The organism is Streptomyces macrolidinus (assembly GCF_023887685.1).
GTDB classification, from domain to species: Bacteria; Actinomycetota; Actinomycetes; order Streptomycetales; family Streptomycetaceae; genus Streptomyces; species Streptomyces macrolidinus.
The window spans coordinates 46,637-58,243 of record NZ_JAMWMR010000022.1; the positions used below are offsets into that span (position 1 = coordinate 46,637).

8 protein-coding genes and 1 pseudogene are annotated in these 11,607 nt (G+C 70.2%); 3 read left to right on the plus strand and 6 right to left on the minus strand.

Annotation, left to right across the window (positions count from 1 at the left end):
* Positions 1-41: 41 nt before the first annotated feature.
* Genes NGF19_RS22320 through NGF19_RS22335 form a run of 4 tightly spaced genes read right to left on the minus strand, consistent with a single transcriptional unit; the run spans position 42 to position 6,800 of the window.
* The gene (locus NGF19_RS22320) at positions 42-1,151 is read right to left on the minus strand and encodes an enolase C-terminal domain-like protein (protein WP_252426888.1); all 1,110 of its coding nucleotides are present in this window, start codon (positions 1,149-1,151) and stop codon (positions 42-44) included.
* Positions 1,148-2,968, minus strand: coding sequence for a thiamine pyrophosphate-requiring protein (locus NGF19_RS22325; RefSeq protein WP_252426889.1), 1,821 nt, complete (start codon positions 2,966-2,968; stop codon positions 1,148-1,150). The genes NGF19_RS22320 and NGF19_RS22325 overlap by 4 nt, the downstream gene beginning before the upstream one ends.
* Positions 2,969-2,999: 31 nt before the next feature.
* On the minus strand, positions 3,000-6,101 hold the full coding sequence (locus NGF19_RS22330; RefSeq protein ID WP_252426890.1) for an FAD-binding and (Fe-S)-binding domain-containing protein: 3,102 nt from the start codon (positions 6,099-6,101) through the stop codon (positions 3,000-3,002).
* Positions 6,102-6,137: 36 nt separating this feature from the next.
* On the minus strand, positions 6,138-6,800 hold the full coding sequence (locus NGF19_RS22335; RefSeq protein WP_252426891.1) for an HhH-GDP family DNA glycosylase: 663 nt from the start codon (positions 6,798-6,800) through the stop codon (positions 6,138-6,140).
* A 175-nt stretch (positions 6,801-6,975) separates the two neighbouring features.
* Here NGF19_RS22335 and NGF19_RS22340 point away from each other — a divergent pair, with 175 nt between their 5' ends.
* Entirely contained in the window at positions 6,976-7,599 is a 624-nt protein-coding gene (locus NGF19_RS22340; RefSeq protein WP_308288513.1) for a DNA polymerase ligase N-terminal domain-containing protein, read from the plus strand.
* A 39-nt stretch (positions 7,600-7,638) separates the two neighbouring features.
* On the opposite strand, the pseudogene NGF19_RS22345 reads toward NGF19_RS22340, so the two are convergent.
* Positions 7,639-7,926, minus strand: a pseudogene (locus NGF19_RS22345) (MOSC domain-containing protein); the annotation flags it as partial.
* A gap of 507 nt (positions 7,927-8,433) precedes the next feature.
* On the opposite strand from NGF19_RS22345, the gene NGF19_RS22350 reads away from it, so the two are divergent.
* Positions 8,434-8,763, plus strand: coding sequence for a hypothetical protein (locus NGF19_RS22350; protein ID WP_252426894.1), 330 nt, complete (start codon positions 8,434-8,436; stop codon positions 8,761-8,763).
* 192 nt (positions 8,764-8,955) lie between these two features.
* Here the strand turns inward: NGF19_RS22350 and NGF19_RS22355 are convergent, their stop codons facing one another.
* Positions 8,956-10,155 carry a 4-hydroxybenzoate 3-monooxygenase gene (locus tag NGF19_RS22355; protein ID WP_252426895.1) on the minus strand — a complete coding sequence of 400 codons (1,200 nt, stop codon included), beginning with the start codon at positions 10,153-10,155 and terminating at the stop codon, positions 8,956-8,958.
* 209 nt (positions 10,156-10,364) lie between these two features.
* On the opposite strand from NGF19_RS22355, the gene NGF19_RS22360 reads away from it, so the two are divergent.
* Positions 10,365-11,585 (plus strand): hypothetical protein, encoded by a 1,221-nt coding sequence (locus NGF19_RS22360; protein ID WP_252426896.1) that lies wholly within the window; start codon positions 10,365-10,367, stop codon positions 11,583-11,585.
* Positions 11,586-11,607 lie beyond the last annotated feature (22 nt).

Sequence of the window (11,607 nt, forward strand, 5' to 3'; positions counted from 1 at the left end):
ACGCTCATCGGTGTGACGTTCATGGGTGCCGCCTTCCGCTGTCAGGCCACTCGGTAGGCCTCGGCGCGCTCGGTGGCGAGGGCCAGCCCGAGTCCGGGCGTTCCCGCGCCGCCCGGGGTGATGCTGCCGCCGCTGGGGTCGAGGACGCCGTCGAAGAGGAGGCGCTCGATACGGACATGGTCGTGGAACCACTCCAGATGCCGCAGATTGGGCACCGCGGCGGCGACATGGGCGTGGGCGTGCGGGGCGCAGTGGCCGGAGATGTCGATGCCGCGCGCGTGGGCGAGGGCCGCGGCGCGCAGCCAGCCGGTGATGCCGCCGCAGCGGGTGACATCGGCCTGGAGACAGTCCACGGCTCGGGCGGTGAGCATGTGCTCGAAGTAGGGGAGGGTGTAGCCGTACTCCCCCGCGGCGACGTCCTGGGGCACCTGGCCGCGGATCTCGGCGAGGGTGGTGAGGTGGTCGGCGGAGACCGGCTCCTCGAACCAGGTCACGCCCTCGTCGGCGAGCGCCCGGCCGACCCGCACGGCTTGCTTGGCTCCGTAGCCGCCGTTGGCGTCGACGTACAGCTCGCACGTGCCGCCGATGGTGGCGCGGGCGTGGCGCACCCGCTGCCGGTCGCGCTCCTCGCACCGCCCCCATGACTCGGCGATCTTGATCTTGACGCGGGGAATGCCGTCCCGCTCGACCCAGCCGCGCAGTTGACGCTCCTGTCGCCGGTCGTCGTACGTGGTGAATCCGCCGCTGCCGTAGACCGGTACGGTCTCGCGCGCCGCGCCGAGCAGATGGACGAGGGGGAGGCCGAGCAGGCGCGCCTTGCAGTCCCACAGGGCGATGTCGACGGCGGCCACGGCCTGCGCCACGAGGCCGGGGAGCCCGGTGTTGCGGGCCGCGCGCCGCATGGCCTCGTGGGTGCGGGGCACGTCGAGAGGCGGGGAGCCGGTCACGATGCCGGCGAGGAGATCGTCGACGACGTGCGCGGCGGCTGCGGGCGCGTAGGTGTAGCCGAGTGCGGTGGTCTCCTGGCAGTGGAGGGTGACGAGCACGAGGGTGGTGCTGTTCCAGCCGAGGGTGCCGTCGGCCTCGGGCGCGTCCGTGGGCACGGTGTAGACGGCGCTGTCGACGCGCTCCACGACCGGGGTGTCTCTCACCGCTGGTCCCGGGCACGGGGCGGGCTCGAACGGCGGCGGCCGGGCAGGAACTCCTGGACCTTCGCCCTGAACCCCTGCCGGACCATGGCGGCCCGGTCGCTGTCGCCCTTGAGCACGGCGGTCGCGGCGGCTTCGATCTGGTCGAGGGTGGCGTGCGGCGGGATGGGCGGCACGGCCGGATCGGTGACGAAGTCCAGTACGCACGGCCGGTCCGAAGCGAGCGCGGCCTGCCAGGCGCCGGGAACGTCCTGCGGCGTCTCGATCCGCAGGCCGTCCAGCCCGATGAGGCGGGCGAAGTCGGCGTAGGCGATGTCGGGGATCGCCTGGGAGGGCAGGAACTGCGGGGCTCCCTCCATGGCGCGCATCTCCCATGTGACCTGGTTGAGGTCCTGGTTGTTCAGGACGGCCACCACCAGGCGCGGATCCTCCCATTCCTGCCAGTACTTGACGATCGTGATCAGCTCGGCCATGCCGTTCATCTGCATCGCCCCGTCGCCCACGAGCGCGATCGCCGGGCGGTCGCCGTGCGCGAACTTGGCGCCGATGGCGTAGGGCACACCGGGTCCCATCGTGGCGAGGGTGCCGGACAGCGAGCCACGCATGGTGCCGCGCAACCTCAGGTGCCGGGCGTACCAGTTGGCCGCGGAGCCGGAGTCCGAGGCGAGGACGACGTTCTCGGGCAGCATGTCGTCGAGTACGTGGACCACGTACTCGGGGTTGATCGGGTCCGCCTCGACCGCGGCCCGCCGCCGCATGACCTCCCACCAACGGGCGGTGTCCTGCTCGATCTTCTCGCGCCAGCCGTTGTCCTGACGTGCCGTCAGCATCGGCAGCAGTCGGCTCAGGGTCTCGCGCGCGTCACCGACCAGGTTCACCTCGAACGGGTAGCGCAGTCCGACCATGTGCGGGTCGATGTCGATCTGGACCCCCCGTGCCTGTCCGAACTGCGGCAGGAACTGGGTGTAGGGGAAGGACGATCCGATGACCAGGAGGGTGTCGCAGTCCCGCATCAGCTCGTACGACGGCCGGGTGCCGAGCAGCCCGATGGAGCCGGTGACACAGGGCAGTTCGTCGTCCAGGGCGTCCTTGCCGAGCAGTGCCTTGGCGACCCCGGCGTTCAGCCGGTCGGCGATCGCCATGACCTCCTGCCGGGCGCCCCGGGCTCCCTGTCCGACGAGGATCGCGGCCCTCTCCCCCGCGTTGAGCACGTCGGCGGCGCGGAGGAGGTCCTCGTCGCTCGGCGTGGCCGCGTAGTGGGGCCTGCCCAGGCTGGAGGGCACCATCTTGAAGGCGTGTTCGGGCGGCGCGTAGTCGAGTTGCTGCACGTCGGACGGGATGATGACCGCCGTGACGGTGCGGCGGGCCAGGGCGGTGCGGATCGCCCGGTCCAGGACGTTGGGCAGTTGCTCGGGGACGGTGACCATCTCGCGGAAGTCGGAGGCGACGTCCTTGTAGAGGGTCAGCAGGTCGACTTCCTGCTGGTACGAGCCGCCCATGGCGCTTCGCGCGGTCTGCCCGACGATCGCGACGACGGGTACGTGGTCGAGCTTGGCGTCGTACAGGCCGTTGAGGAGGTGGATGGCACCGGGGCCCGAGGTGGCGGCACAGACGCCGAGCCGGCCGGAGAACTTGGCGTAGCCGACGGCCTCGAAGGCGGCCATCTCCTCGTGGCGGGCCTGGATGAAGCGGGGGTTGTCGCCGGCGCGGCCCCAGGCCGCGAGCAGGCCGTTGATGCCGTCACCGGGGTAGGCGAAGACGTACTCCACCTCCCAGGCGCGCAGGCGCTCGAGTATGTGGTCGGACACCGTCCTCGACATGTCGACTCAACACCTTTCGTGGGGGTCTCGACTACGGGCGTCGTGGGGCGCCTCGCCTCGCCACCGCGGACGCCGCGGACGCCGCAGCGAGGGCTGCGGCGCTCGCGGTGGTCACGGTGATCGCCGTGGTGGCCCAACGCGCCGCGCGGGAGGGGCCGTCGGGGCGTTGGGCGAGGCGTTCCGGGTAGTCGCCGGGCAGGTCACCGTCCAGCGCCAGGGCCAGCACCTCGGCCAGATGCAGCGCCCGGCGGCCCGTGCGGCCGTCTTCGATCTGGGTGCGGCAACTGAAGCCGTCTGCGAGGACCAGCGTGTCGGGGGGTACGGCGCGTACGGCGGGCAGGACGCCCTGTTCCGCCACCGCCATGGAGATCTCGTGATGGCCGTGTTCGAAGCCGAAGTTGCCGGCCAGGCCGCAGCAGCCCTCGTCCAGCACCCGCGCGTCCAGGTGGGCGCGGCGCATGAGTTCCTGGTCGGCTTCGAAGCCCATGATGGCGTGCTGGTGGCAGTGGGTCTGCACGATCGCCTGCCGGGCCGCTCGGGGTGGCTGCCAGGTCTCGGGTGCGTGGTCGACGAGGTGCTCGGCGAAGGTGCGGACCTGCCCGGCCAGTCGTCGCACGTCCTGGTCGAGGGGCAGCAACTCGGGTGCGTCCGCGCGGAACACGGCGGTGCAGGAGGGTTCGAGGCCGATGACGGGGGTGCCTGACTCCAGGTAGGGCCGCAGGGTGCGCAGGGTGCGTCGCAACACCCGTTCGGCGATGGCGAGTTGACCGGTGGAGATCCAGGTCAGGCCGCAGCACACGGGGTCGCTCGGTACGGCGACATGGAAGCCCGCGTCCTCCAGGATCCGTACGGCCGAGATCGCGATCGACGGGTGGAAGGAGGTACTGAAGGTGTCGGGCCACAGCAGTACGGTCCGCGGGTCGGCCGGGTCCGGGTCCGGCCTGCCGCCGCGCCGCCACCACTGGACGAAGGACTCCCCGGCGAAGACCGGTGCCGGTCGGGCGCCGTCGATGCCGGCCAGCCGCTTGCCCGCACGGGCGAGGCCGGGTGCGTGGCAGACGCTGTTGACGAACGAGGGTGCCATGCGCGCGAGTTGGGCCCACAGGGGCAGCCAGCCCATCGCGTAGTGGGCCGCCGGGCGCGGCCTGCCGGCGTAGTGGTGGGCGAGGAACTCCGCCTTGAGCGTCGCCATGTCCACCCCGGTCGGACAGTCCGACCTGCACCCTTTGCAGGCCAGGCAGAGGTCGAGGGCATCGCGCACCTCGGTGGAGCGCCAGCCGTCGCCGATCGCGGAGGGCTCGTGCCCTTGGAGCATCTCGAACAGCAGCCGGGCCCGGCCCCGCGTGGAGTGCTCCTCCTCCTTGGTCACCCGATAGGAGGGGCACATCACGCCGCCGTGGAGGCTTCGGCAGTTGCCGATGCCGACGCAGCGCAGCACCGCGCGGGTGAAGGAGTGCTCGTCCTCGGGGTAGCCGAAGTGGGTGGCCGGGGTGTCGGGCCGCCATGCGGGGCCGAGCCGCAGGTGCCGGTCGACGGGATCGGGGTCCACGACCTTGCCCGGGTTCATACGGTTGTCCGGGTCGAACAGCGCCTTGAGTTCACCGAACGCGGACACCAACCGCTCTCCGTACATCCGGGTCAGCAGTTCGCCCCGGGCCTGGCCGTCCCCGTGCTCGCCCGAGAGGGAGCCGCCGTAGGAGGCCACCAGGTCGGCGGCACGCTCCAGGAAGTGCCGGAAGTCCGCCACGCCCTCGGCGGTCTTCAGCCCGAACGGTATACGGGTGTGCACGCACCCCTGCCCGAAGTGCCCGTACAGCGACGGGTGGTCGTAGTCGAAGTCGGCGAACAGCCCCTTCAGATCGCGCAGATAGTCCCCCAGGCGCTCGGGTGGGACGGCGGAGTCCTCCCAACCCTCCCAGGTCTCGCGGCCGTCGGGCGGACGTGCCGTCACGCCGAGACCCGCCTCACGGGCCCGGAGCATCTCCCCTTCTCGCGCGGGGTCGTCGGAGAACGCCACCGTCGCGTCCCGCTCGTCGCGGCCCAGCGCGCGCAACAGGTCGCGCGCCTGCTCGTCGACGTCGTCCTGGCTGTCGCCGCTGAACTGCACCAGCAGCCAACTGTCGCCGTCCGGAAAGGAGTCGAGGGAGTCCAGATAGGCGCCCTCCTCGCGCATCAGTTGCGCCATCCGCCCGTCCAGGGCTTCCAACTGGGCGGGCGAGCACAACCGGAGCAGGTGCGGCACCTCGTCGGCGGCGGCGCAGATGTCGTCGTAGCCGAGCACGAGAAGTGCCTGGCAGTCGGGGACCGGCACCAGGTCCAGTTCGGCGCGCAACACCGTCACCAGCGTGCTCTCGCTGCCGACGAGGGCCTTGGCGAGGTCGACGTGGTTCTCCGGGAGCAGCGAGTCCAGGTTGTAGCCGGAGACGCGGCGCGGGATCTTGGGGAAGCCGCGCCGGATGTCTCCCAGGTATGTGGCCACGATGCGGTCCAGACCCTCGTGGATCTCGGCCCATCGTCCGCCCTCCGCGGCGATCCGCGCACGCTCGGCCGGTGAGGTGGCTCCCACCCAGCCGCGGGCACCGTCGTAGGTGAGGACCTCGAGGCGGCGCACATGGTCCACCGTCTTGCCATACGCCTGCGCCGACGCCCCGCACGAGTTGTTGCCGATCATGCCGCCCAGGGCGCAGTGGCTGTGCGTGGCCGGCTTCGGCCCGAACTGGAGGCGGTGAGCGGACAGTTGGCGGTCGAGTTCGTCCAGGACGATGCCCGGCTCCACCACGCAGGTGAGCGCTTCGGGGTCGACGGAGACCAGCGCGTGACAGTACTTGGTCCAGTCGATCACGACAGCGGTGTTGGTGGCCTGCCCCGCGAGACTGGTGCCGCCGCCGCGCGACAGGACCGGGGCCCCGAAGTCGGCGCATACCTCCACCGCGGCGGCTCCCGCCTCCACGGTGTACGGCACGACGAGTCCCAGCGGCACCTGGCGGTAGTTGGAGCCGTCCGTGGAGTACGCTCCCCTGCTGCCCGCGTCGAACCGGACCTCGGCGTCGACCCTCGTACGGAGCGCCGCCTCCAGACCGGCCAGGTCCACCGCGTCCGCCGCGGGGTTTCCGGAGGGAGAGGTGCGAGTCATCGGAGTGCGACCGCCTTCCTGCCTACCTGGGGTGTCTCAGGCCGACGACGTGACCGCGGCGCGTACGTCGTCGGCCAGGGGCTTGTCGAGGGCCGCGTGGACGAGGCCGTCCGCCAGTCTCGGCAGCTCGCGACGTTCGACGAGGTCGCCCAACTCCTCGGGCGAGGCGGGCAGTCCGAGCCGTCGGGCGCCGTCCAGGGCCTTGTCGTCCAGGTACGGCGCGAACTCGGGCCAGACGCCCTGGACATCGCGCAGGAAGATGTCGGCGCCCGTGGGGCCGATACCGGGGATGTCCAACAGGGCCTGTCTCGGGTCGGGTTCCTCGCGCAGTCGGCGCAGATCGCCGCCGTAGCGGTCGAGGAGCAGTTCGGCGCCCTTGCCGAGCATGGTCGAGGTGCGCTCGTCGTAGCGCCGGTAGCCGCCCTCGCCCAGCGCGTCGACGCGTTGCTGCCAGCTCGCGTCCGCCATCGCCCGCGGGTCACGCAGTCCGGCGTCGAACAGCGCGCGGGCCGCCGCGACCGCGGTGTCGGCCCTGATGCGGGCGCTGAGGAGGATCGCCAGGACGAGTGTCTGGTAGAGGGGTGCGGGGGTGTTACGCAGCCGGATGCCCGCCTGGGCGGGGTAGGTGTGCCGCTGCCGGTCGAGCAGGGCGCGGACGATGTGGGTCTGCGCCGACTTCCCGGCGGTCTTCGTGGTCATGGCCATCACCCGTTCACCGAAGCGCTGAACCCATGCGCTGATACGGCATCTCGCTATGGCATCTCACCGTTCGCCACGGTCGCGCCGTTCGCCACGGTCGCGTCCACTCCGCGTACCCACCTGACACACATCGATGCCGCCGTTTCGCCACCGACGCTCCGGGAACCCGTGCATCGTGGCTGACAGCAGGGGCAGGCCTCGGACGACCGCGGCCGATCACCGGTTGGACACGTATCGAGGCAAGCGCCGGGCAGAACGGACGCCGGAGCCGATGAGCGGTGTGTCGCCCCCGGGCGGCAAGCGGCGGTTCGTGATCCAGAAGCACTCCGCGACACGGCTGCACTACGACTTCCGTCTGGAGGCGGGCGGCGTCCTGAAGTCATGGGCCGTGCCGAAGGGCCCGTCCACCGACACCAAGGACAAGCGCCTGGCCATCCGCACCGAGGATCACCCCGTGGACTACCTCGGCTTCGAGGGGATCATCCCGTCCGGCGAGTACGGCGCGGGCAAGGTCATCGTCTGGGACACCGGCACGTACCAGAACCTCGCCGAGCGCCACGGCAGGAAGGTGCCGGTCACCCAGGGGGTGAGCCAGGGCCACATCAAGGTGTGGCTGGAAGGCGAGAAGCTGCGCGGCGGCTACGCGCTGACCCGGACCGGGGGCGAGGGCGAACCCGAGCGCTGGATCATGGTCAAGCTGGCCGACGAGGGAGCGGACGCCCACCGGGACCCGGTGACCACCGAGCCCGCGTCCGTACGCAGCGGTCGCACCCTGGACGAGCTGCCCGAGAACCCATGAGCCGACCGGGCGACGTCGCGGACGGAGTCCCGTGGGCGTCTATGTTAGGGATGCACAGACCGACTGAACGTCCCCGACGCGTACCCGCCCCGGCTGCGCGACCGTGGCCAGCGCGTCCAGTCGCATGTCGTGCGCCCGCGCGATGGTGCGCAGGATCTGTGGGGAGTGCGGCAGGTCCCGCTGTGCCTCGTTGGTCATCACGCAGCGCTCGCTGGAGCGCTCGAATCGCAGCCGTAGGGTGGTGTGTCCGATCCGGGCGGTGCTGCCGAACCACTGGTCCTCCACGAACGCGGGTGTACCCGGCGGTGTGCGCACCAGCAGATTCGGCCGGAAGCGCCGCGTTCACCGCCCATGGACTTGATCGGGTACCGCCAGATCCGCTCCACCGTGCCGAGCACCGTGTTCATACCTCTCCCCGCGGTGAACTCCCCCCTCAGGTGAGGGATGTTCGGAGTGTGCTACAGAACGATCATCTGTCTGGCGTGATGACGATCACGACGACGGTGACGATCACGGCGGGGAATCCGCCGCCGAACGGCGCCACGGTGTGGGCTCGGTGGGTCACCCGAACGGAGCAGGGCTCTTCGTTACCGAAGCCATGTGGTCATGGGCAGAGGTCGAGGGGTGGGGGCCGGTGGCCCAAGGCGGTCCTCCGGTCGTTGGCCGGTACAAGGGAGAGTTACGGCTATATCCGTGTTTCGTAACGCGCATCCGTTTGGCGGCCATGTGTCGCGGTTGCGGGCCACAGTGTGGGGCCTCGGCAGCGAGCCGGGAATTCGGCCGCACGCCCTGCCCCGACCGGGCTGGGTGTGCACGAACATGAGGGGACAGTTCATGTCTGTTACTCGTAAGGCGGTCCGCCTGATCGCCGCCTGTGTGGCGTCGGGCGCCCTCGTCGGCGCGGCGGCCATGCCGGCCATGGCCTCGAGCCCTGACAACGGGAGGAGCTACACGCAGAGTCGTCACGCCGAGGGCTACGACCACGACGGTCACCGCGGTCACTACGGCGACTGGGGCCGCGACCGGCACCACCACGGTGGGTACGGCCACCGGCGCTGGGACTGGGGCCACAGCCGTCACCACGGCGGGTACGGCCACCACCACGGTCACCACCGCGGCCACGGCCGCTTCGGCGGCTACTTCGGCCACTTCGGCCACCGCTGACCGGCCCCTTCGAGGGCGTGCTGTAGCACGCGCCCCGGGAGCATGACCGTGTTCGCCCATGCTTCCCGTCGGGCACCGTGACACAGCGGACTCAGCGACGCGGCCTTCGCGCTGGACGCGTACTCCGTTCCCCGGAGCACATGTTCGGCCGAAGGCCGCTTGCGTGTGCGCCGACTGCCGCGTCAAGAGACCTCAGACACCTACGTAGTTCTCGGCGAAGCAGTCCTGGTGTGCGCGGGAGGTGCGCAGGGTCTCCAGGCGGGCGAGTTGGAGGCCACTGAGGAAGACCACCTCGTCGTCGTCTCCCGAGGGCGCGTGCAGCAGGTTGATCATCCAGTGGGAGAACTCCTGCGCCCGCCAGATGCGCGGCAGACAGTCCGCCGAGTAGCGGTCGAGGAGCGTCTCGTCATGGCTCCCGAGCGCGGCGACGAGGGCCCGCGCGAGGATCTCGGCCTCCATCACCGCGAGGTTGGCGCCCTTGGCGGCTGCGGGGCTGATCAGGCTGGCGGCGTCCCCCACCAGGTACATCGATCCGTACCGGATCGGGTCCAGGACGTCGGACTGCATGTCGACGACGCCGCGTTCCAGGATCGGGCCCTCGTTCAGCGCACCGAACCGGTCGACGCGCATCCGCAGGTTCAGCTCTTCCCAGATCCGCTCGTCGCTCCAGCCCTGCGGGTCGGTTCCCTTGGGGCGTTGGAGGTAGTAGCGGGTGACGGAGGGGGTGCGGGCCATATGTCCGGCGAAGCCCCGCTCATGAACGGCGTACCCGATGGCGGACATGCTCGGCGGTGCCTCGGCCAGCAACGCCAGCCAGGTGACGCCGTGATCGCGTCGGTGGTACCGATACGTTCCTTCGGGTATCGCGCGGCGGCTGACGCCGTGCCGACCGTCGCAGCCGGCCACATACCGGCCACTGCGTCGGAGCGCGGTGCCGTCGGCGGTCCGCGCGGTGATGCACGGTCGGTCGCCGTCCAGGCCGGTCACCTCGGTCACTTCGGTCTCGAACCACAACTCTCCACCGCGCGCGAGGAATTGGGCGACGAGGTCGGTCACGAGGTCCTGTTGCGGGTATACATGATGCACCTCACCGCGCCCCAGCGTGCCGTACTTCAGCTCGAACCGGCCCTGTTCGGTGAGGAAGGCGCAGGCGTCATGACGCTGCCCCCGGGCGAGCAGGCCGTCCGCGAGGCCGTTCTCGGTCAGCACGCGTACGGTGTTGGCGGCCAGGAACCCGGCGCGCGCCCGCCGTTCGACATGTTCCCGGCTCTGCCGCTCCACCACCAGGCAGTCGACTCCGGCGTCCAGCAGGAGGTTGCCCAGGACCAGTCCGGCCGGTCCGGCACCGATGATCAGGACCGCTGCCCCGTCCTCCACGACACGGCTCGTCATGGTCGCTCCCCCGCTTCCCCGTAGACCTTGGGGAAGTCATACCAGATCGGTGGCGCAAGTGAGCTGCGTATGCAGGGCACTTGGCGAGTTGTCAGGTTCCAGACATGCCGGTTTCGGACAGGAAGCCGTCATTCAGCAATGGGCCGTCGGGATTACAGACTGGGCGGCGCCCACGGATGCCCCCTCCGGGCACCCTTGAAAGGAGTCCCGTGAAGAAGACCCTCTCCATGGCGGCGAGCCTGGCAGTCGCCGCGACCTGTGCCCTCGGTATGGCCCTTCCCGCTCACGCCGCCGATGCGGCCGGGACCACGACCGTCGCCAGCCGGTCGCTTCCGGCGTCCATCGACACCTCCGCCCTGTCTCCGCAGACCAAGGCGCTGGTCGACCGGATCCTGGCGAAGCTGCCCGCCGACTGGGAGTCCCGTCTCAGCACGGCTCGCGCGCAGTACGGCCTGAGTGACTCGCAGTGGAGCGAGATCCGCGACAGCGCGATCAACCCCGGCGACTACCAGTGCCAGACCACCGACCTGTCGACGTACGCCAACTCGCTCCTGGACGGCGCCCAGGACCCGTACACCCTCCTCATACTCCAGCTCTTCGGTGGCTTCGACCTCCCGACCTACGACGCACTGATCTTCGGCACGCAGTCGTCGTCCAACACCTTCGGTGTCCACGGCGAGTACACCCAGAAGCTCACCTCCGAGATGAAGAACCTCAAGCGGTTCTGGGACATCGACTCGGCGGGTATCTCCCTGGTTCCGATGCACGGTGCGGATGTCTTCTCCAGCCCCGAGCGGCTCTCCCGTACGCTCTCCGTGCTGTACGGCGGGACGCCCGAGGAGAACATGGACCTGGCCGACATGTTCATCGAGCTGGTCGACTCGGAGCCGGTGCTCCAGGGTGGCGCCAACCCGATCTTCACCTTCAACGCCTTCGCCTACAGCGAGGCCGGTGACCCGGAGCCCCTGGGCATCTCCGACCGGATCATCATGGGTGACGGCATCCTCCAGGGCATGGACGCCGTCGGTCTCGGCGATGTCGCGCCGAAGGGCATCCTGGGCCACGAGTTCGGGCACCATGTGCAGTACCAGGACAACCTCTTCGAGAGCGACCTGACCGGCCCGGAGGCGACCCGCCGTACCGAGCTGATGGCCGACGCGTTCGGGACGTACTACCTGACGCATTCGCGCGGCGAGTCGCTGAACGCCGCCCGGGTCCTCGACTCGGAGAAGTCCTTCTACCAGGTCGGCGACTGCAGCTTCAACAGCTCGGGCCACCACGGCACACCGAAGCAGCGTCTCGCGTCGTCGACTTGGGGTGCGAGCGTGGCCAACGAAGCGCCGAACCAGGGCCACATCCTGCCGTCGCTCAAGCTGGACGAGATGTTCGAGGCCAAGCTCCCCGACTTGGTCAAGCCGGACACCCAGTGACAACTGCGGTTCCTACGCAGGG

What these genes read in the sequence shown, in the direction of transcription:
- NGF19_RS22335 (WP_252426891.1), bottom strand. Translation starts at nt 6,800, where the DNA reads ATGACCACGAAGACCGCCGGGAAGTCGGCGCAGACCCACATCGTCCGC.
- NGF19_RS22350 (WP_252426894.1), top strand. Translation starts at nt 8,434, where the DNA reads ATGTCTGTTACTCGTAAGGCGGTCCGCCTGATCGCCGCCTGTGTGGCG.
- NGF19_RS22330 (WP_252426890.1), bottom strand. Translation starts at nt 6,101, where the DNA reads ATGACTCGCACCTCTCCCTCCGGAAACCCCGCGGCGGACGCGGTGGAC.
- NGF19_RS22355 (WP_252426895.1), bottom strand. Translation starts at nt 10,155, where the DNA reads ATGACGAGCCGTGTCGTGGAGGACGGGGCAGCGGTCCTGATCATCGGT.
- NGF19_RS22325 (WP_252426889.1), bottom strand. Translation starts at nt 2,968, where the DNA reads ATGTCGAGGACGGTGTCCGACCACATACTCGAGCGCCTGCGCGCCTGG.